The organism is Micromonospora taraxaci (genome assembly GCF_007830095.1).
Lineage (GTDB): Bacteria > Actinomycetota > Actinomycetes > Mycobacteriales > Micromonosporaceae > Micromonospora > Micromonospora taraxaci.
Map to the genome: position 1 here is coordinate 3966459 of NZ_VIWZ01000001.1, position 20351 is coordinate 3986809.

Here is a 20351-nt window from a genome sequence, read left to right on the forward strand (position 1 = left end):
CTCGACCGTAACGGGCAGCCCGGGCCCTCCCGCCACGGAACATGCTTGACACTCGCTTCCCACCAGACGCTTGACATGATCGAGATACTCGCCTGCAATACCTTGGCGCATCGATCCACGGATAGTTGAGGAGGTTTCGCGGCGTGTCGGAGCCGGACAAGCTCGACACGGCTCGTCGTCACTTCCCCGTGGGAGAACACATCACGGGTCAGGTCGTCCGTATACCGAGGCCCGGAGTGACCGGATTGCTCGTGGACTTGGGCCAGGAGCCAGAGGGCTTCGTTGACGTCGTGGTCTTGCCATACGAACCGGCTGACTGGCCTGCGGTTGGCACAGTGACCACGTTTGAGGTTCTCCAACACAGGACGGGCCAGGTTCGCCTCCTACCTCTCGACGAGCGATTCCGTTCACCGACCTACCTGTCCACTGGCTGAGCCACCAGGAGTGGTTATCCATCAAGGCGCGATTTCCGATCGGCTCCGTGGTCACCGCGACTGTCACTGACGTCTTCGTCTCGAACAGGGAGTGCGTGGTGAGGTTCGAAGACTGCTGGTCATCCTTGGAATGGAGCAGCGAGGCCCCGAACGTCGGCGCCACTGGCAGGTACACCGTCGCCCGGCACCTAGATGTCACTCGACGGGTCATCCTTACGCCGGAGGCGCAGTAACCACAACCACGCCACCTGCCGCCAGCTCGCCGACGCGGCCGGCGTGCGCTGCACTACGCCGTGCAGGCTTTATGGCCGCGCGGCCCGGCCGGCTACCGGCCCAGCACCACCCGCCAATGGTCTGTCGTTCTGCGGCGGCCCCTTGGGGCTCCCCGCTTCCGCGCCAGCCGCCGGGCGTGTTGCGTGACCGGAGTCGGAGCGCCAGCGGAGCGACGGACCCGCGCCCAGGCGGCGGCGCGTGCGGCCCGTTCAGGGCCGCTTTGAAGACGTACAGAAAGTCTCAACCACTTTGCCAGCAGGCCGGTGTCCGGTCTCGGGACCTGCGTGACACATCGGTATCAGGACCTGGGTGACACTCCGCCGAGTGTTGGTGGAGATGAGCGTGATGGAGCAGCGGTATCGAGCCGTCCAGGACGTGGTTGCCGGGTCGACGGTCACGGACGTCGCCGAGCGATTCGGGGTCTCCCGCCAGGCGGTGCATCGCTGGCTGGCCTGGTATGAGCAGGAGGGTTTGGAAGGTCTGGCCGATCGTTCCAGCCGGCCGCGCTCTTCACCGGGGCAGACGTCGCCGGAGGTGGAGGCGCTGATCTGTGAGCTGCGCCGGAACCATCCGCGTTGGGGTGCCCGTCGCCTGCTCTATGAGCTTGGCCGACGTGACTGTCCCGGTCCGATTCCGTCGCGGATCACGGTGCATCGGGTGCTGATCCGACATGGCCTGATCGATCCGACACCCCGCCGCCGGCGCCGAGAGGACTACCGGAGGTGGGAACGTGGCCGGCCTATGGAGTTGTGGCAGATGGACATCGTTGGTGGCATCCATCTGGCTGACGGTGGTGAGGCGAAGGTCGTGACCGGCGTTGACGACCATTCCCGGTTCTGCGTCATCGCTGCCGTGGTCCGCCGGGCCACAGGCCGGGCCGTGTGTCTCGCCTTCGCCGAGGCTCTACAACGGTTCGGGGTGCCCGAGGAGGTGCTCACGGACAATGGCAAGCAGTTCACCGCCCGGTTCGGCCGCGGTGGCGGCGAGGTGATGTTCGACCGGATCTGCCGGGAGAACGGCATCATTCACCGGCTGACCAAGCCTCGCTCACCGACCACCACGGGCAAGGTCGAGCGGTTCCACCAGACCCTGCAACGCGAACTCCTCGACGACGTCGAAGTCTGGTCCGACCCGGAGGAAGCTCAAGCAGCCATCGACGTGTTCCGGCACGAATACAACAACGAACGACCCCACCAGTCCCTCGGGATGGCGGTCCCGGCCGACCGGTTCACCACCCAGCCCGCCGAGGAGAAGATCCCCCTGCGGCTGCCGCCACCGCTGACCACCATCCCCGCACCCCGAACGCCGCCGCTTGCGCCACCGCCGACGTCTCCATCAGCCGCCAGATCGGCCACCGCCGCAGCAGCACCATCGGCAACCGGCGACGACGTCGGCCTAGCCGTGGAGGTCACCCGCCTCGTTCCCGCCTCGGGCAACCTCACCGTCTGCGGACAACAGTTCTGGCTCAGCCCCACCCGAGCCGGACTACCGGTCACCCTCTGGGCCGACACCACCGTCGTTCACCTGCTCATCGACGGCGTCCGCCTCAAGACCGTCCCGTCCCGGCTCACCCCCAATCACCTGCGGCAACTCCGCGCCGACAACGGTCAGCCCGCCGGGCCACCACCGATCACCACCGGCACCGTCCGATCCGGCGCCCCGATCGAGGTCGAACGGCTCGTCAACGCCACCGGCCTGATCAGCCTCGCCGGCCGACAGCATCCCGTCGGCTACCACTTCGCCGGCAGGCGCGTCACCGTCCGACTCGACCGCGGCCTCCTGCAGATCACCGCCGACGGCGTCCTGCTGCGCAGCCTGCCCAACCCCCTGACACCAGCCGAGACCGCCAGCATCCGCGACGCCCGCCCCGCTGGACCACCACCCACCCCGAACCCGCAACCCGTGCGGGTCGAACGCCGCGTCAGCTGCCGAGGAGCCCTGGTCATCGCGGGCCAACGCATCCACGTCGGCATCGCCCACGCTGGCCGAACGCTCACCGTCGAAGCCGCCGATACCAGCTTCCGCGTCCACGACGGCGACCAGCTCCTCACCGAAGTCCCGCGCACCACCGTCAAACCGATCGCCCGGTTCAAGGTCCGTAAGCCGGAGCCCCCGCGACAGCAAACAGACGGTCAGGTCGAGTCGGAGTATGCGAGGTGACTACCACAGTGCCGGCAGCGAAAGAGATAGGCGGTGACCGGGCCCTCCTTGCTCAGCGCTTGCAGATACCAGTCCTTGTCATCGGCCGACCAACCAGACCCGGCCAACTCCAGCCGCAGGTGTTCCAGCGCGTCAGGAAAGGCAGCCAACTCGTTCGCCCCGACCAAGCCATGGAACTCCGCCGCGTCGCGGCAATGGTGCATCCACTGCTCCTGCTGCCACCCCAGAAAGCCGGGCGTCCGGCGGAGAACCACCTCGGTCACGTCGGCAGGCACGTCGTCCGGAACCCGCCAGCTCTTGTCGGTGAACTGCGCGTCGAACATCCCAGCCGCCCGGCCGTCCGCGATGCACCAAGGGCAAAGCGCCCTGGCCAACTCTTCCACCGCGAAGACCGGGCCGACATACGTGAACGGCCGCCGCCGTCGGCAACACGCGCACACCACCTCAGCAGCCACGATCGAACCCGTCCCCACCGGATCCGGGTGATAAGCAAACTGCGGAAGACGTTCCTCGTCAGCCAGCACCCGCCGATCCTAGGACGTCACGAGCGGCCACCCGAGCCCTAAACAGCTACCCTGAAGCGAAGATCGTCTAGCCGGACGTGTCACCTACGTCCCGAGACTGATCTGTCACGCAGGTCCTGAGACCCGACATTGCCAGCAGGCCGGTGTCCTGCACCGGTTGATGGTTGACACTGCGGCCTCGGTTGATGTTTGACACCCGGTCGGCTTGGTGCACGTTGCGTCTGTAACTCAGGCGGGAGGAGCACCGGGTGGGACTCCGAAGACGGAGGTCGCCGCCCGGTATGGAGTGTCGCGGCAGACGATTCACAACTGGCTGGCCCGGTATGCCGCCGCGGGCGTCAGGGGCTTGGAGGACCGATCTCACCGTCCGCATGTCTGCCCGCACCGGGTTGACGCCTCGACGGAGGCGTTGGTGTGTGAGCTGCGGCGGGATCATCCGCGGTGGGGTCCGCGTCGGCTGCGGTTCGAGGCAGGGCGTCGGGGGGTGACTCCTGCGCCGGCTCGGGCGACTGTGTATCGGATCCTGCCGTCCCCCGACGCAGCACCACCGACCTGAACCGCACCAAGGCGCACCACCGCATCAGCACCACTGGCTGAACCTTGAGCCTGAGGCTAGGCGGTGAACCACCCAACAGCCGGGGCACCGCGATAATCCGGCCGGCTCGCCCACACCTGGCCCCACGCTCTCTCCTGTGTCGAGTCCAGGCGTCCGTGGCGGGATGCCTCAGCGTATGCGCCCAGCTGACGGTGCAGCGCTGACGCGGCCTCGACGCCCGCGGCCCTGATCTCATGCAGGACATAGCGCCGGGGGCGATGGCCCAGTGGATAGACCCCCGCAAACCAGAACTCCCGCCCATCCCACCGGGCCAGCCCGTCGATCGCTCCGTCGTAGAAGTCGTCGCACCACAGAATCTCGACGCCGGACAGCTCGACCAGACTGGCCAACACCGACTCCTCGTGCATCAGAAAATATTCGTCGGGTTCCTCAGGCACACGGAACACGCTAGCCCTTCCGCCTCACACGGGTGACCAGCCCTACCATCGGCCGTAGGCAGTAGACCTCATCGATCACGACCTGGCGTCAAGGATCCTCCGACGCCGTTCCGTCAAACATCATCCGAGACCAGGCATTGCCAGCAGGCCGGTGTCGTACTCCGGTTGATGGGTTACAGATTGGCTCCAGCTGATGGGTTACAAGATCAAGCAGGGGTAGCTACGTCCTTGCATGCGTCAGAAAGGATCGGGCGGCCAGTTCGCCAGAACGGTTACGGGCCCACACCGCCCACCGGGCGCCAGAGCCGGGAAACACGGTGGCGAACGTTTTCCAGATGTGCAGCCGGAAGCCGTCTTGCTCCCACCAACGCTCGGTGTATCCGCACGCCTCGGGTATCGGGGTGAGGTGCTCGGCGTGTGCCTCGACCGCCGCCAGTCCTGGCGCGTCGTCGAGCGATACCGGGATCCAGGCGGCGCAATCCTGGTAGAGCGCCTCGGCTTCGAGCATCGCGTCGATGCCAGGAAAGACGGGCACCACCGGTGCCGAGTGCGGGCCTGTGAAGCAGTGGACGACAGCGCCGTCGCCGCGCAGCCAAACCGCGTACGGGTGCGCGACGTCATGCTCAATGAGGTCGGCCATCGAGTCCTGGTCCTCGGGGGCGTAGTCGTCTGCTGCCCACGGGACCGGCACGAACGTGACGGTCTCTTCGAACGACCAGGCGACGCTGCGGTACCGCAGACCCCCGTACCGGGCCGCTGCTCGCCGGAACAGGGTCAGCGTTGCCTGGACGTCCACGCCGGGCATCTGGCTCAACAAAGACCGCAGCTCGTCCGTCGCTGGCCCATTCGACACGTCGAACGACGTTCGCTCCGCAGCATGCCTGAGGAAGCGAGTGACTCTCGGCGACAACCCAGAAGGGTCGTCCAGGACGTGATGCATGACTCCATGATCGAGGATACGCAACCAGACCTAGCCGGGGGTGTCACTCAACAGCCGACACCCAATCCGTCACGCCGGCCCGGTCCCCGGGGTGCCCTCGACGGCCTGAGGACGACATGATCATGGGTCATCTGCCGTCGGGACGGTCGTACCTGCAGGTCACAGCACCCGCACTCGTCACTTGGCGTTGAAGTAGCTGGCCTCCGGGTGGTGGACCACGATCGCGTCGGTGGCCTGCTCCGGCATGAGCTGGAACTCCTCGGACAGCTCGACACCGATCCGGTCCGCGCCGAGCAGGTCCACGATCTTCGCCCGATCCTCCAGGTCGGGGCACGCCGGGTAGCCGAACGCGTACCGGCAGCCCCGGTAGTCGTTGCGCAGCAGACCGGCCAGGTCGGTCGGGTCGTCGTGGCCCAGCGGACGGCCGTCGGGCAGGGTCATCTCGGCGCGGACGCGCCGGTGCCAGTACTCGGCGAGGGCCTCGGTGAGCTGCACCGACAGCCCGTGCACCTCCAGGTAGTCGCGGTACTCGTTGCGGGCGAACAGCTTCGCCGCGTACTCGCTGACGGGTTGGCCGACGGTGACCAGTTGCAACGCGACCACATCGAGCTGGTCGCCCTTGGGTTTGAAGAAGTCCGCCAGGCAGAGCCGCCGCTCCTGCCGCTGCCGGGGGAAGGAGAACCGGGCGCGCTCCGCGTGCCCGTTCTCGTCGAGCACCACCAGGTCGTTGCCTTCGGAGTACGCGGGGAAGTAGCCGTACACCACGGCTGCCTCGAGCACCTGGTCGGCGATCAGCCGGTCCAGCCAGTACCGCAGACGCGGCCGACCCTCGGTCTCGACCAGCTCGTCGTAGGAGGGTCCCTTGCCGCCCCGGGCGCCGTTGAGGCCCCACTGCCCGCGGAACGTGGCCCGCTCGTCGAGCAGCGCCGCATAATCCGCCATCGGCACGCCCTTGACCACCCGGGTGCCGAAGAACGGCGGGGTGGGCACCTCCACGTCCACTGCCACGTTGGAGCGGACCGAGGAGTCGTGCAGCTCGGGCAGTGACTCGGTGACCATGGTGCGCTGCCGTTCCCGGCGGGCGCGTCGGGCCGCGAGGGCGGCCTCCCGCTCCGGGTCGATCACCGGGGCGCCGCCGCGCTTGGCGGTCATCACCTTGTCCATCAGGGACAGGCCCTCGAACGCGTCCCGCGCGTAGTGCACCTGGCCGGGGAACATCGCCCGCAGGTCGTCCTCGACGTACGCGCGGGTCAGCGCCGCCCCTCCGAGCAGGACGGGCCAGCGCTCCGCGACCCCGCGCGTGGCCATCTCGGCCAGGTTTTCCTTCATGATGACGGTGCTCTTGACCAGCAGCCCGGACATGCCGATCGCGTCAGCGCGGTGCTGCTCGGCGGCGTCGAGGATGGCGTTGATCGGCTGCTTGATGCCGATGTTCACCACCTCGTAGCCGTTGTTCGACAGGATGATGTCGACCAGGTTCTTGCCGATGTCGTGCACGTCGCCGCGCACGGTCGCGAGCACGATGCGGCCCTTGCCGCCGTCCTCAGTGGTCTCCATGTGCGGCTCCAGATAGGCCACCGCGGTCTTCATCACCTCGGCGGACTGGAGCACGAACGGCAACTGCATCTGGCCGGAGCCGAACAGTTCGCCGACCACCTTCATGCCGTCCAGCAGGATGTCATTGATGATCGACAGTGGGGACCGGCCGCCGGCCATCGCGTCGTCCAGGTCGGCCTCCAGGCCGTTGCGCTCACCGTCGATGATCCGCCGCTTGAGCCGCTCGTCCAGCGGCAACGCCGCCAGCTCCTGCGCCCGACTGGCCCGGGCGCTGGTCACGTCCACGCCCTCGAAGAGTTCGAGGAAGCGCTGCACCGGGTCGTACCCCTCGCGGCGCCGGTCGTAGACCAGGTCGAGGGCGACCTCGCGCTGCTCGTCGGGGATCTTCGACATCGGCAGGATCTTGCTGGCGTGCACGATCGCCGACGTCAGGCCGGCCTGCACGCACTCGTGCAGGAACACCGAGTTGAGCACCTGCCGGGCGGCCGGGTTGAGGCCGAAGGAGATGTTCGAGATGCCCAGGGTGAAGTTGACGCCCGGATAACGCCGGGCGATCTCCCGGATCGCCTCGATGGTTTCGAGGCCGTCACGGCGGGTCTCCTCCTGCCCGGTGGCGATCGGGAAGGTCAACGCGTCGATGAGGATGTCGGCGCGGTCCATGCCCCACCGGCCGGTCAGGTCGTCGATGAGCCGAGCCGCGACCCGCACCTTCCACTCCTGGGTACGTGCCTGCCCCTCCTCGTCGATGAGCAGCGCCACCACCGCCGCGCCGTGCTCACGGACGATCGGCATCACCCGCGCGTAACGGGAGTTGGGGCCGTCGCCGTCCTCGAAGTTCACCGAGTTGACCACGCACCGCCCGCCGAGCATCTCCAGCCCGGCCTCGACCACGTTCGGCTCGGTCGAGTCCAACATGATCGGCAGGGTGGACGCGGTGGCGAACCGGCCGGCCAGCTCGCGCATGTCCTGGGTGCCGTCGCGGCCCACGTAGTCGACGCACAGGTCGAGCAGGTGCGAGCCGTCCCGGGCCTGACTGCGGGCGATCTCCACACAGGCACGCCAGTCGCCGGCGAGCATCGCCTCGCGGAACGCCTTCGAACCGTTGGCGTTGGTCCGCTCCCCCACCATCAACACCGACGCGTCCTGGGCGAACGGCACCGGGTGGTACACCGAGGAGACACCCGCCTCGTGCCGGGCCTCACGGGCCGGAGCGATGCTGCCGTGCAGCCGCTCGGACAACACCCGGATGTGCTCCGGCGTGGTGCCGCAGCAGCCGCCGACCAGCCCCACGCTGTAGTCGGTGACGAACCGCTCCAGGGCCTCGGCCAGCTCCACCGGGGTCAGCGGGAAGTACGCGCCGTCGGCGGTCAGCACCGGCAGGCCGGCGTTCGGCATCACCGACAGGGGGATGCGGGAGTGCTGCGACAGGTAGCGCAGGTGCTCGCTCATCTCCGCCGGGCCGGTCGAGCAGTTGAGGCCGATCAGGTCCACCCCGAGCGGCTCGATCGCCGCCAGGGCGGCACCGATCTCGCTGCCCACCAGCATCGTGCCGGTCGTCTCCACGGCCACGTGACAGATGATCGGCACCGACTGGCCCAGCTCGGCCATCGCCCGCTTCGAGCCGACCACCGCCGCCTTGACCTGGAGCAGGTCCTGGCAGGTCTCGATGATCAGCGCGTCCGCGCCGCCTTCGATCAGACCGGCCGCGTTCTCCTGGTACGCGTCGCGCAGGGTCGCGTAGTCGGCGTGCCCGAGGGTGGGCAGCTTGGTGCCCGGCCCGATCGAGCCGAGCACGAACCGGGGTCGCTGTGGGGTGCTGGCCGCGTCGGCGGCCTCCCGGGCGATCCGCGCGCCCGCCTCGGACAACTCCCGGATGCGCTGCGGGATGTCGTACTCGGCGAGGTTGGCGAGGTTGGCGCCGAAGGTATTGGTCTCCACGCAGTCCGCGCCGGCGGCCAGGTAGGCGTCGTGCACGCCGCGCACCACGTCCGGCCGGGTGACGTTGAGGATCTCGTTGCACCCTTCGAGACCGTCGAAGTCGTCGAGCGTGAGGTCCGCGGCCTGCAGCATCGTGCCCATCGCCCCATCGGCGATGAGAATCCGGTCGGCCAGCACATCCATCAACGAAGTCCGCACCCGTTCAGGTTAGTGCGGTCCGCATCGCACCCAGCGCCCCTCGGCGCGCGTTCCCATATTGTGTCGCCGGGATCACGCTGTCTGGTTCGTTCGTGTATGACCGGTCGCCGGTCCGGTGGACCGGCGCGGCCGACGGGCCGCATCCCTGCCCGGCACGTAGGCTGGCGGACGTGAAGGACAACTGGGACGCCACTGTGCCACACGGTACGACGACCGGGCGCGATCCCGGCGCCGACCGCAACGAGCAGGGTGAGGTGACGGCGTGACCGAGTTCGACGGACTGCCGGTGCTGCGGTCCCCGGTGGCGATCGCCGCCTTCGAGGGCTGGAACGACGCCGCTGACGCGTCCACCGCCGCGGTCGAGCACCTGGAGCAGGTCTGGAACGCCCGGCAGATCGCCGAGCTGGATCCGGAGGACTTCTACGACTTCCAGGTCAGCCGGCCCACCATCACGATGGCCGACGGAGAGACCCGCAGGGTGGAGTGGCCGACGACCCGGTTCATGGTGGCCAGCCCGGAGGGCACCGACCGTGACGTGGTGCTGATCCGCGGCATCGAGCCGAGCATGCGCTGGCGCACGTTCTGCGAGCAGGTGCTGGAGATCTGCCACAGCCTCGAGGTGGAACGGGTCGTGCTGCTCGGCGCGCTGCTCGCCGACGTTCCGTACACTCGGCCGCTGCCGATCAGCGGCAGCGCCTCCGACGCGCAGGCCGCCGAGCGTTACCAGCTCACCCCCACCCGCTACGACGGGCCGACCGGCATCGTGGGCGTGCTGCACGACGCCTGCGCCCGCGCCGAGGTGGACGCTGTCTCGTTCTGGGTGCACGTGCCGCACTACGCCAACAACCCGCCCTGCCCGAAGGCCACCCTCGCCCTTCTGCACCGGGTGGAGGAGGTCGTCGACCTGCCGGTGCCGATGGCCGACCTGGCCGAGGAGTCCGCCGAGTGGGAGCAGCGCGTGCGCAGCGCCGCCGAGCAGGATGCCGAGCTGGGCGAATACGTTCGCGAGCTGGAGGAACGGGTCGGCGACGAGGGCATCACCCCGTTGACCGGTGACGAGATCGCCCAGGAGTTCGAGAAGTACCTGCGCCGACGGGGCGGTTCGGCCGGCCCCACCGCCGGTTCCTGGTAGCACGTCCCCGCTGCGGGCCTTCGGACCTTTTGTGGTCCGGGGGCCCGTTTTGGTGTGTCCGGGGTGGCGCCGTCACACCCTCTAAGGCATCCTAGGAACCTAGATGTGATCAAGGAGGCGGGTGTGCAGATCAATCCCGGGGCCGCTGAGTTCCCGCACCGACAGATCGCCGCGCAGCTCAAGGCCCAGGTCCGCCGGGGCGACTGGGGGCCGGGCGAGCGACTGCCGTCCATCCCGGCCATCGCCGAGATGTTCGGCGTCGCCAAGCAGACCGTGCAACGCGCCGTCGACCAGCTGCGGGTCGAGGGCATCCTGATCACCAAACCCGGCTCCGGTACGTACGTCCGGGGCACCCGACGCCGACTCAACCGGCTCTCCCGGGGCCGGTACGGCGGCTTCCGCGGCTATCACACCGACCTGGCCGCACGGTACCGCCAGCAGCTCGTCTCCGTCGGCCTGTCCCCCGCGCCCGCCGAGGTCGCCGACGCGTTCGGCGTCTCCGACGGCACCAACCTGCTCTGCCGCCGGCACCTCGTCCGCACCGACGACTCCCCCGTCGAGGTGGGCGCCTCCTGGTTCCTGCCCCGCGACACCACGGGCACCTCGTTGGAGCGCGCCGAGGCGTTCGGCCGACCCCTCTACCAGGAGGCCGAAGAGGTCACCGGCCGGCGGTACGTCTCGGCCACCGACACGATCAGCGCCCGCCAGCCCAGCCGAGAGGAGGCTGAGACCCTCCAGATCAGGCCGGACACCCCGGTGCTGCACCTGCTGCACGTCGCGTACGACGCAAACCGCAAACCGATCGAGGTTGCTCAGGCCACCTGGCCCGGCCCGATGACCACCCTCACCGAGGAGTACAAGATCCCCGGCCCCACCCCCGACCCGGAACCCGACCCCGGCCTGGTCCTGGGCTGACAGACGCCGCGCGGATCGCAGCCGCCCGGTAGATCCGCGAGAACCGGCTGACCCTCGGAGCTCCCGCCATCGACGAGCCGCCACCATTGCATCTATACACTCGGTATCTATACTGCGAGTGTAATCGATGGCCGGGCGCTCCGTTCCGGTGTCGAGCAACCCTGGGGAGAACCCATGCCAACCATGAAAGCTCTCGGTGGACGGGGAATGACGCGCCGCGGCCTGGTCGGGGCCGCGCTGGCGGCCGGGGTCGGCGTTCCGATCGGCATTGCCGGCGTGGCCGGCCGCTCCGCAGCGGCCCCTGCCGACTCGGGCCCGGCTCGGCTCACCCTGCCCGCGCCGACCGGGCCGTACCGGGTGGGTACGGTGCCGCTGCACCTGGTCGACCGGTCGCAGCCGGATCCACTGGCCGGGCCGGGGCGGCATCGGGAGCTGATGATCAGCGTCTGGTATCCCGCTCGCGACGTGCGGCGGTACCCGCTCGCCCCATGGATGACCGCCGCGTCGATGCGCATGCTGCTGGACTCCGCCGGGTTCAACCCCGAGGCCGCGCGGGCGCCGCTGACCGCCGGGCACGAGGGCGCCCCGGTTCTGCACCCGGGTCGGCGGCTGCCGGTGGTCGTCTACTCGCACGGCGCCGGAAGCCACCGCTCGGACACCACCATCGTGGTGCAGGAACTCGCCAGCCACGGGTACGTGGTGGTCACTGTGGACCACACCTACGACGGGTTCAGCGAGTTCCCCGACGGTCGGGTCACCGTCCAGGAGGACAACTACGACGCCACCCCGTGGACCTACAGCCGGGACCTCAGGTTCGTCCTCGACCAGATCGCCGACCTCGCCGCCGGGCGCAACCCCGACGTCGGACACGCACGGCTGCCGGCCGGGCTCGGAAGCGCCCTCGACCTGAACCGGATCGGCATGTTCGGCTGGTCGAAGGGCGGCACCGCGACGGCCCTGACCATGGGCACCGACCGGCGGGTCCGCGCAGGGCTGAGCCTCGACGGCCCGATGGTGTCGCAGCCGCCGCCCGCTACCGACCTGTACCGACCGTTCATGCTGATGACGGCGGAGTACACCCGGACCACGAAGCCCGCCGTCGCCGAGTTCTTCACGCACCTGCGCGGATGGCGGCTCAACATTCAGGCCGAGGAGGCAATCCACTCGTCGTACGGCGACAACCAGTGGCTGGTGCCGCAACTGGCACGCATCATCGGGATGAGCGACGAGGACCTCGTCGACTGGATCGGCACCCTCGACCCCACCCGCGCGGTCCGCATCGGGCAGGCGTACCCGCTGGCTTTCTTCGACCTGCACCTGCGGCAGCGGGGCGGGCACCTGCTGAGCGGACCGAGCCGGACCTTCCCCGAGGTGAGGTTCATACCGTGACCCGATGGGCTGAGCCGTTGATCGACTCGGCTTCCTGAAATCGGTGCGTCGGAGTCGTCAGGACACCGCGACGTCCTGAAAACCGAGTCGATCAACGCGCGCGCACCGCACGACGCGCGTGGGCTGTCAGAGGCGGATGCCGAGGAGGGCGTCGACCGTGTTCGCGAAGAGGGCTGGAGCCTCGGGGTCGTCCGCCGCGCCGGCGAGGGTCGCCTCGGCCCAGCGGTCGGCGACCGCGAGGGCGCCGGGGGTGTCGAGGTCGTCGGCCAGGCGTGCGCGTACCCCGGCGAGCAACTCGGCACCGGACGGCCCGGCGGGCGCGGCGGCGGCCTGCCGCCAGCGGGCCAGGCGCTCCTGGGCGGCGGTGAGCAGCTCGTCGGTCCAGGTACGGTCGCTGCGGTAGTGCCCGGAGATCAACGCCAGCCGGATCGCCATCGGGTCGACCTTGTCGGCGCGCAGCCGGGACACGAAGACCAGGTTGCCGCGGGACTTGGACATCTTCTCGCCGTCCAGGCCGATCATCCCGGCGTGCACGTAGTGCTCGGCGAAGGGCGCCTGACCGGTGAGCCGCTCGGCGTGCGCGGCGGAGGCCTCGTGGTGCGGGAACAGCAGGTCGTTTCCGCCGCCCTGCACGTCGATCCGGTCGCCGAGGAGGTTCAGGGCGATCACGGCGCACTCGATGTGCCAGCCCGGACGGCCCGGCCCCAGGTCTCCGCCCGGCCAGGACGGCTCACCCTCGCGGGCCCCGCGCCACAGCAGCGGGTCCAGTGGGTCGCGCTTGCCTGCCCGGTCCGGGTCGCCGCCACGGTCCGGGAAGATCTCCAGCATCTGCTCGCGGGTCAGGTTCGACTCGTAGCCGAACCGGCCGGTGGCGGAGATGTCGAAGTAGACGTCGCCGGTGCCGTCGTCGAGTCGGTACGCGGCACCGTCCTTGACCAGCACCTCGACCTTGTCGGCGATGTCCGGGATCGACTCGACGGCGCCCACGTAGTGCGCCGGCGGGATGATCCGCAACGCCTCCATGTCCTCCCGGAACAGCGCGGTCTCCCGCATCGCGAGGACCACCCAGTCCTCGCCGTCGCGGGCAGCCCGCTCCAGCAGTGGATCGTCGATGTCGGTGACGTTCTGCACGTACCGCACCGGACGGCCGGCGTCGCGCCACATCCGCTGCACCAGGTCGAACGTGATCATGGTGGCGGCGTGGCCGAGGTGGGTCGCGTCGTACGGGGTGATGCCGCAGACGTACATGCTCGCCGCGTCGGCCGGGTCACTCGGGTGGACGCCCTGCCGCGCCGAGTCGTACAACGCCAACGGCTCGCCCGTGCCCGGCAGCCGTGGCACCTCGTGTCCCGCCCAAGACTCCATGAGATCAGCCTAACCAGCCGGGCGACGACGCCGGAGCACCCCACGGGTGATCAAGATGACAGCGGCTCACATGGGTGGCCAGGGCATCGCCGGCCAGTCCTCCGGCGGCTGCGGGAAACGGCCGGCCTCCCGCAACCGGTCGATCCGGGAGGCCAGCTCGGCCACCTCGCTGATCGTCAGGTGGTCGGCCAACTCCGCGCCGAGCGCCCCGGTGACCTGCCCGGCGAGCCCGTCGAGCATCTCCACGGCGTCCGGGGGAAGCTGCCTACCGGCCCAACCCCAGAGGACCGTCCGCAGCTTGTCCTCCACGTGGAAGCTCACCCCGTGGTCCACGCCGTAGATCCGGTCGTCAGTGCCGACGAGAACGTGACCGCCCTTGCGGTCGGCGTTGTTGATCACCGCGTCCAGCACGGCGAGTCGGGCCAGTCGTGGGTCCTCGGCGTGGGCCAACACGTACGCGCTGCCGTCGTCGTCCCGGGCCGCGGCGATCGGGAACCAGCGGGGCGGCAGCTCGTCGGCGGGCAGGAAGCCGACCAGCGCCTCGGCGTCGTCCGGCTCGTCGATCCACAGCTGGCAGGAGCCGGGCCCGAACGGGCCGTCGCGCAGCACTGTGGGCGGCACCAGACCCCAACCGGTCGCCTCGGAGACCAGGTACGCGGAGACCTCCCGGCCGGCCAGGGTGCCGTCGGGGAAGTCCCAGAGCGGTCGTTCGCCACGCACCGGTTTGTAGACGCAGCGGGCGGTGACCCCGTCCAGGGTCAGGATGCCGCGCAGCGTCGTGTTCGACGCGTCGACCAGCCGACCTTCCAGGTCGAGCACGCCGTCGCGCAGCAGCCGAAGCGCGGCGTCACCGTCCTGGCGAGGCTGGAGGCCGGACGAGGTCACCGGTGATAACCGTTGTGCCGCGGGCAGAGGTGCCCGGCGGGGTCCAACGGTTGGCCGCAGAGCGGACACGGCGGCCGGCCCGCGTTGACCACTCGCCGGGCCCGCTCGATGAACTGGCGGGTCGCCTGCGGGGTGAGCCGGACCCGGAGCCGATCCAGGTCATCGTCCGGCTCTTCGTCCTCGTCGTCGTCCTCGTCCTCGTCGTCCTCGTCGCCCAGCTCGACCTCGGGCTCCACCTCGCCGGCGGCGATCGCCTCGATCACCACTGTCGCGGTGTCCACGTCGAAGGCCAGGCCGAGGGTGCCGACCCGGAACTCCTCGTCGACCGGAGTGTCCAGCGGCTCGTTGTCACCGATCACCGGCGCCAGCTCGGGCAGGTCCACCCCGAAGCGACGCTGCGCCTCGGTGAGCAGCTCCTCCAGCTTCTCGGCGAGCAGTGACACCTGGACCTTCTCCAGCGCGACGCTGACCAGCCGGCCGCCGCCGCGGGCCTGTAGGAAGAAGGCGCGCTCCCCCGGCGGGCCGACAGTCCCGGCGACGAACCGCTCCGGCGGTTCGAACGCGTGCACCTGGTGGGTCATACCCACGACCCTATCCGGCCCGCCAGGGCACCGCGCACCCCACCGACCTGAATCGCCACAGCGGCGGCGCGCCCGGCGTACCAGTGGCTGCACCCGGGCGTGGCGGCCTGCGCGCGCCTCGACCGACGACCGGTCTGGGATGGTGCGGCCTGGCGGCCGCCGATCGGCGTCGTCACGAGGCGGCACCGGCCCCGCCGCCGACCGCGGCGTCCGAATCAGCCGCCCGCGACGCCCGCCGACGCCGCTTGCGGGGCGGCGGCACCAGGCCCGAGAGGTCACCGCCGGTGTCGTTGAGCCGGACCAGGAACGGTCGCAGTGGCGTGAACCGGATCGCCGTCACCGACGCCGGGTCGGCCACGATCCGCTGAAATGCATCCAGGTGTACGCCGAGCGCGTCCGCCACGATGGCCTTGATCACATCACCGTGGCTGCACGCCAGCCACACCGCCTCGGGACCGTGCTCGGCGCTCACCCGGGCGTCCCACGAGCGAACCGCCGCCACCGCCCGGGCGGACATCGCCGCCATCGCCTCGCCGTCGGGGAAGACCGCAGCGCTGGGGCGCTGCTGCACCACCGGCCAGAGCGGCTCCTTGGCGAGCTTCTTCAGCGGCTGCCCCTCCCAGCTGCCGTAGTCACACTCGATCAGCCCGTCCTCGATGACCGGCGTGGCCTGCGGCAGCGCCAGCTCCAGGGTCTGCCGGCAACGGATCAGCGGGCTCGTCACGACGGCGGCCAGGGGCACCGCCCGCAACCGCTCGCCCACCGCGACGGCCTGGGCGCGCCCGGTGTCGTCCAGCTCGACCGGTTGCCGGCCGGCCAGGCCGCCATCGGCGTTCGCCGTGGTCCGGCCGTGTCGCAGAAGCAGAAGGGTCGCCACACCGACCACCCTAGGGCCTCCCCCGCCGCGTCAACCTCCACGGGCCACGGCCGGCCGTCCGGGTTGATCGACACCGGTTCGCCGATCTGGGGGTGTCCCGCTGCCCGGATACCCCCACATCGGCGATGTGGTGTCGGGCGGTACACCGACGGCCCCGGTCCGCCCGAAGGCGGGCCGGGGCCGTCGACGGGTGGGTCAGGTGGCGCTGATCGTGCCGGTCAGCAGCAGGGCCAGGACCAGGGTGCCCAGCGCGACCCGGTACAGCACGAAGACGTACAGGGTGTGGTGGGCGACGTAGCGCAGCAGCCAGGCGATGGCCGCGTACCCGATGGCGAAGGCGATGACCGTGGCCACGATCATCTGGGCGACCGACGGCGTGGACGTGCCCGGGGCGGACGGTTCGAAGACGTCCCCGAGGCTGAACACGCCGGACATCACCACCGCCGGGATGGCCAGCAGGAACGAGTACCGTGCCGCCGCCTCCCGGGTCAGGTTGAGCAGCAGGCCGGCGGTGAGCGTGCCGCCGGAGCGGGACACCCCGGGGACCAGCGCCATCGCCTGGGCGAAGCCCATCACGATGCCGTCCTTCATCCGGAAGTTCTCCAGGGTGCGGGTCTGCCGACCCCAGTACTCGGCGAACGCCAGCACGAACGCGAACACGATCAGCGTGGTCGCCACCACCCACAGGTTGCGCCCGGCCGTCTTGATCTGGTCCTTGAACAGGAAACCGAACAGCCCGATCGGGATCGAGCCGACGATCACGTACCAGCCCATCCGGTAGTCGAGGCTGGACCGCACTGACTTGTCCCGGATGCCCACCAGCCAGGTCCGGGTGATCCGCCAGATGTCCTTGGCGAAGTAGATCAGCACTGCCGCTTCGGTGCCGAGCTGGGTGACCGCTGTGAACGACGCGCCGGCGTCGCGGTCGAAGAAGATCGCCGAGGTGATCCGCAGATGCCCCGACGAGCTGACCGGAAGGAACTCGGTCAGTCCCTGGACGATGCCCAGGACGATGGCCTCGACCCAGGTCACTCGCCAACTCCGGAAAGGTCAAGTGCCTCGGCGACGGTACGCAGGGTCTGCACACCGCTCTCCCGGTCGGCCACGAACAGGGTCACCGACAGCGTGGTGACGCCGGCTGCGGCGTACTCCCGCATCCGCTCGGCGACGCGCTCCTTCGGGCCGAGCAGCGACGTCCGGTCGATGAACTCCATCGGTACGGCGGCGGCGGCGTCGCGCTGCCGCTTGGCCAGGTACAGGTCCTGCACCTCGCGGGCGGCGTCGCCGTACCCCATCCGGGTGGCGAGCTGGTTGTAGAAGTTCTGCTGGCGGCTGCCCATGCCACCCACGTACAGCGCCGCGTACCAGCGCACCAGTTCCGCGCAGGACGCCACGTCGTCACCGATCACCACGGGCACCGACGGCACCACGTCGAAGCCGGCCAGCTCCTTGCCGACCTTGGCCCGCCCGGCGCGCACCGACGCGAGCTGCTCCTCGGCGAACTCCGGGGCGTAGAAGACGGCCAGCCAGCCGTCGGCGATCTCGCCGGCCAGCTCCAGGTTCTTCGGACCGACCGCGGCCAGGTAGATCGGTATGTGCTCGCGGGGTGGGTGGAAGCCCAGCCGCAGGGCCTTACCGGGGCCGTCCGGCAGCGGCAGCGTGTAGTGCTCGCCGTCGTACGCCACCTCCTTGCGGGCCACGGCCAGCTTCACGATGTCGACGAACTCGCGGGTCCGGGCGAGGGGCTTGGCGAAACGCACACCGTGCCAGCCCTCGGAGACCTGCGGGCCGGAGACGCCCAGGCCGAGGCGGAACCGGCCACCGGAGAGCGCGTCGATGGTGGCAGCGGTCATCGCGGTGGCCGCCGGCGTACGGGCCGGGATCTGCATCACCGCGGCACCGACGTCGATCCGTTCGGTCTGGCCGGCCATCCAGGCCAGCATGCTGGGCGAGTCGGAGCCGTAGGCCTCCGCCGCCCACACCACCGAATAGCCCAGCCGGTCCGCCTCCTGCGCCAGCGCCAGGTGGTCGGCCGGTGTGCTCCACGCCGTCTGATATCCAAGACTGAGCCCGAGTCGCACTGGTCCTCCCCCATCCGTGGCACAGGTCGCACCAGGTTACGCAATGCCGATAACGGAGTCGATCACCGGCTCGACCCCTTTGGTCCCCCCTCCATCGGGACAGCACCGGGCGGCGGAACCGGCAGAGATACGGGAGCGAGGATATCCGTGGCGGCAGGTTCGAAATAAGGTTCACCCATGCAACAGCGACCGCTCGGCCGAAGCGGGCTGGCGGTTTCCCGGCTCGCGCTCGGCACCATGACCTGGGGCCGGGACACCGACGCCGACGATGCGGCCGCCCAGCTGAAGAGTTACCTGGACGCGGGCGGCAACCTGATCGACACCGCCGACGTGTACGGCGACGGCGACGCCGAGTCGGTGATCGGCTCGCTGCTGGGCTCCCTCGTGCGCCGCGAGGAGCTGCTGATCGCCACCAAGGCCGGGTTGCGGCCGGGCAGCGGCCGACGCCGGGACGGCTCCCGGGGGCACCTGCTGCGGACGTTGGACGCGTCGCTACGCCGGCTCGGCACCGACCACGTCGACCTGTTCCAGGTGCACGGGTACGACCCGGACACCCCCCTCGAAGAGACCCTGGCCGCCCTGGACCACGCGGTGGCCAGCGGCAAGGTCCGCTACGTCGGTGTGTCGAACTTCTCCGGTTGGCAGACCGCGCGGGCCGCCGCCTGGCAGACCGCCTGGCCGGGCCGGGCGCCGGTGGTCGCCGCCCAGGTGGAGTATTCGCTGCTGGAACGGGGCGTGGAGCGGGAGGTGCTGCCCGCGTGCGACGCGCTCGGCCTCGGCGTGCTGCCGTGGTCCCCGCTGGGCCGGGGAGTGCTGACCGGCAAGTACCGGCACGGTCGTCCGGCCGACTCCCGGGCCGCGTCGCCACACTTCGAGCGGTTCGTCGCCACGTACCTGGAGCCGCGCTGCTCCAGCATCGTGGAGGCGGTGGCGACCGCGGCCGGTGGGCTGGGTGTGTCGCCGCTGGAGGTGGCGTTGGCGTGGATCCGGGACCGGCCGGGGGTGACCGCGCCGATCCTCGGCGCGCGGACGGTGGGGCAACTGCTCGGCGCTCTCCAAGTGGAACGCATCACACTGCCCGAGGAGATCACCACCGCGCTGGACGACGTGTCGGCGGTGCCGGTGGGCTACCCCGAGCGCGACGGCTGACCGACCAGCCGGCTCGAGGCTGGACCCGCCGGCCGCGTCAGGGCGTCGGACGCCGACCGGGAAGGTCGCCGAGCGCGGTGAAGAAGCGCGACTGGTCGTCGCGGAGAGCGGGCTGGGTGAGCCGAAGCCACGAGCCGTCGTCGAAGGCGATGGTGGACGAGAGCTGCACGAGACCGGTCGCACTGCGCTCGGAGTCGAACCGGGCCACCCGGCTGAGCGGCACACTCCAGAGCACCCGTGGTCGGCGCCGGTCCGGCCGGTCGGCGTCCGGGCGGGAGCCCATTCTGAGCAGGTGCAGGTGGGTGTCGGTCACCGCGAACGGGGTGCCCGTGTAGCGATCCAGGAAGAGCAGGAGGCTGCCGGCGAGGGTGGCGAGGTCGCCGCTGAAGACGTACCGACGTCGGTAGGCGATCTCGGCGAGCTGGTCGGCCAGGGGCCGGTACAGGCTGAGCCGGAACAACGCCCGGAACGCCTCCTGCTCCTCGGTGAGCGGGATCGGCTCCCGCTGGACCGGCTGGTGCGGCAGGTCCGGCTCCGGCGCGACCGCCTCCGGCAGGCCGGCGGCGACGGCACCCGCCTTGCCCGGCAGCAGCAGCACACCCGCCGCCATCCGCACCGGGGTGAGCACCGCATCGACCCAGACCACCGGGTTGACGATGTTGAGCAGGCCGAACAGCACCTTCGGGTCGAGGGAGTCGACGAACTTGTCGGCCATCACGTCGGCGAGTTGCCGGCCAGCCTTGTGCGTGTCCGGGCAGCGGACCGGGGCGAGGCCGACGTAGCGCAGCTCCTCCCCGGGCAGGAGCGGGGCCACCAGGGCACGTTCGGGTTCGTCGCTGGTGCGGAACTCCTCGCGCAGCTCACGGGCCTTGTCCCGGGCCGCCCGCGCACCGCCGAGCACCGCGTCGGTGAACCGACCCAGCCGACCCCGCTGCTCTGCCGTCACGCCGTACCTCCTCG

Annotated in this window: 16 protein-coding genes and 1 pseudogene; 6 read left to right on the forward strand and 11 right to left on the reverse strand. The window is 70.1% G+C overall.

Annotation, left to right across the window (positions count from 1 at the left end):
• Nucleotides 1-1043 precede the first annotated feature (1043 nt).
• Nucleotides 1044-2867 (forward strand): IS481 family transposase, encoded by a 1824-nt coding sequence (locus FHU34_RS18300; protein WP_244311972.1) that lies wholly within the window; start codon nt 1044-1046, stop codon nt 2865-2867.
• On the opposite strand, the gene FHU34_RS18305 is transcribed toward FHU34_RS18300, so the two are convergent.
• Nucleotides 2840-3391 (reverse strand): CbrC family protein, encoded by a 552-nt coding sequence (locus tag FHU34_RS18305; protein WP_145779620.1) that lies wholly within the window; start codon nt 3389-3391, stop codon nt 2840-2842. The two genes, FHU34_RS18300 and FHU34_RS18305, sit on opposite strands and share 28 nt — an antisense overlap.
• A 205-nt stretch (nt 3392-3596) precedes the next feature.
• On the opposite strand from FHU34_RS18305, the pseudogene FHU34_RS18310 reads away from it, so the two are divergent.
• Nucleotides 3597-3917, forward strand: a pseudogene (locus tag FHU34_RS18310) (helix-turn-helix domain-containing protein); the annotation flags it as partial.
• 86 nt (nt 3918-4003) lie between these two features.
• Here FHU34_RS18310 and FHU34_RS18315 read toward each other — a convergent pair.
• The 3 genes from FHU34_RS18315 to metH all read right to left on the reverse strand — a co-directional run bounded on the left by FHU34_RS18315 (nt 4004) and on the right by metH (nt 9002).
• Complete coding sequence (locus tag FHU34_RS18315; RefSeq protein ID WP_145782098.1) at nt 4004-4384, reverse strand: hypothetical protein; 381 nt, start codon at nt 4382-4384, stop codon at nt 4004-4006.
• Between the two features lie 220 nt (nt 4385-4604).
• A complete protein-coding gene (locus FHU34_RS18320; RefSeq protein ID WP_244311721.1) occupies nt 4605-5324 on the reverse strand; it encodes a hypothetical protein in 720 nt (239 codons plus the stop codon).
• Nucleotides 5325-5501: 177 nt separating this feature from the next.
• Nucleotides 5502-9002 (reverse strand): methionine synthase, encoded by a 3501-nt coding sequence (gene metH / locus FHU34_RS18325; RefSeq protein WP_425280577.1) that lies wholly within the window; start codon nt 9000-9002, stop codon nt 5502-5504.
• 277 nt (nt 9003-9279) lie between these two features.
• Between metH and FHU34_RS18330 the strand changes: the two genes are divergently transcribed.
• The 3 genes from FHU34_RS18330 to FHU34_RS18340 all read left to right on the forward strand — a co-directional run bounded on the left by FHU34_RS18330 (nt 9280) and on the right by FHU34_RS18340 (nt 12453).
• A complete protein-coding gene (locus FHU34_RS18330; protein WP_145782100.1) occupies nt 9280-10149 on the forward strand; it encodes a PAC2 family protein in 870 nt (289 codons plus the stop codon).
• 123 nt (nt 10150-10272) lie between these two features.
• Nucleotides 10273-11064: a GntR family transcriptional regulator gene (locus FHU34_RS18335; RefSeq protein WP_145782101.1), complete on the forward strand. Its 792-nt coding sequence runs from the start codon at nt 10273-10275 to the stop codon at nt 11062-11064.
• A 174-nt stretch (nt 11065-11238) separates the two neighbouring features.
• Nucleotides 11239-12453, forward strand: coding sequence for an alpha/beta hydrolase family protein (locus FHU34_RS18340; RefSeq protein ID WP_145782103.1), 1215 nt, complete (start codon nt 11239-11241; stop codon nt 12451-12453).
• Between the two features lie 126 nt (nt 12454-12579).
• Here the strand turns inward: FHU34_RS18340 and mshC are convergent, their stop codons facing one another.
• From mshC to FHU34_RS18370, 6 genes are all read right to left on the reverse strand, one after another.
• On the reverse strand, nt 12580-13818 hold the full coding sequence (gene mshC, locus FHU34_RS18345; RefSeq protein WP_145782105.1) for a cysteine--1-D-myo-inosityl 2-amino-2-deoxy-alpha-D-glucopyranoside ligase: 1239 nt from the start codon (nt 13816-13818) through the stop codon (nt 12580-12582).
• Between the two features lie 66 nt (nt 13819-13884).
• The gene (locus tag FHU34_RS18350) at nt 13885-14703 is read right to left on the reverse strand and encodes an SCO1664 family protein (RefSeq protein ID WP_145782107.1); all 819 of its coding nucleotides are present in this window, start codon (nt 14701-14703) and stop codon (nt 13885-13887) included.
• Nucleotides 14700-15284: a DUF3090 domain-containing protein gene (locus tag FHU34_RS18355; RefSeq protein ID WP_145782109.1), complete on the reverse strand. Its 585-nt coding sequence runs from the start codon at nt 15282-15284 to the stop codon at nt 14700-14702. Before FHU34_RS18355 ends, FHU34_RS18350 begins: the two co-directional genes overlap by 4 nt.
• A 172-nt stretch (nt 15285-15456) precedes the next feature.
• On the reverse strand, nt 15457-16170 hold the full coding sequence (locus FHU34_RS18360) for an MSMEG_4193 family putative phosphomutase (protein WP_145782111.1): 714 nt from the start codon (nt 16168-16170) through the stop codon (nt 15457-15459).
• Between the two features lie 186 nt (nt 16171-16356).
• Nucleotides 16357-17193, reverse strand: a complete 837-nt coding sequence (locus tag FHU34_RS18365; RefSeq protein WP_145782113.1) for an undecaprenyl-diphosphate phosphatase — start codon at nt 17191-17193, stop codon at nt 16357-16359.
• Nucleotides 17190-18242: an LLM class F420-dependent oxidoreductase gene (locus tag FHU34_RS18370; protein ID WP_145782115.1), complete on the reverse strand. Its 1053-nt coding sequence runs from the start codon at nt 18240-18242 to the stop codon at nt 17190-17192. Before FHU34_RS18370 ends, FHU34_RS18365 begins: the two co-directional genes overlap by 4 nt.
• Nucleotides 18243-18419: 177 nt before the next feature.
• Between FHU34_RS18370 and FHU34_RS18375 the strand changes: the two genes are divergently transcribed.
• The gene (locus FHU34_RS18375; RefSeq protein WP_145782116.1) at nt 18420-19391 is read left to right on the forward strand and encodes an aldo/keto reductase; all 972 of its coding nucleotides are present in this window, start codon (nt 18420-18422) and stop codon (nt 19389-19391) included.
• A 37-nt stretch (nt 19392-19428) separates the two neighbouring features.
• Here the strand turns inward: FHU34_RS18375 and FHU34_RS18380 are convergent, their stop codons facing one another.
• Nucleotides 19429-20337, reverse strand: coding sequence for a hypothetical protein (locus tag FHU34_RS18380; protein WP_145782118.1), 909 nt, complete (start codon nt 20335-20337; stop codon nt 19429-19431).
• Nucleotides 20338-20351 lie beyond the last annotated feature (14 nt).

What these genes read in the sequence shown, in the direction of transcription:
- FHU34_RS18300 (WP_244311972.1), top strand. Translation starts at nt 1,044, where the DNA reads ATGAGCGTGATGGAGCAGCGGTATCGAGCCGTCCAGGACGTGGTTGCC.
- FHU34_RS18320 (WP_244311721.1), bottom strand. Translation starts at nt 5,324, where the DNA reads ATGCATCACGTCCTGGACGACCCTTCTGGGTTGTCGCCGAGAGTCACT.
- metH (WP_425280577.1), bottom strand. Translation starts at nt 9,002, where the DNA reads ATGGATGTGCTGGCCGACCGGATTCTCATCGCCGATGGGGCGATGGGC.
- FHU34_RS18340 (WP_145782103.1), top strand. Translation starts at nt 11,239, where the DNA reads ATGCCAACCATGAAAGCTCTCGGTGGACGGGGAATGACGCGCCGCGGC.
- mshC (WP_145782105.1), bottom strand. Translation starts at nt 13,818, where the DNA reads ATGGAGTCTTGGGCGGGACACGAGGTGCCACGGCTGCCGGGCACGGGC.
- FHU34_RS18355 (WP_145782109.1), bottom strand. Translation starts at nt 15,284, where the DNA reads ATGACCCACCAGGTGCACGCGTTCGAACCGCCGGAGCGGTTCGTCGCC.
- FHU34_RS18375 (WP_145782116.1), top strand. Translation starts at nt 18,420, where the DNA reads ATGCAACAGCGACCGCTCGGCCGAAGCGGGCTGGCGGTTTCCCGGCTC.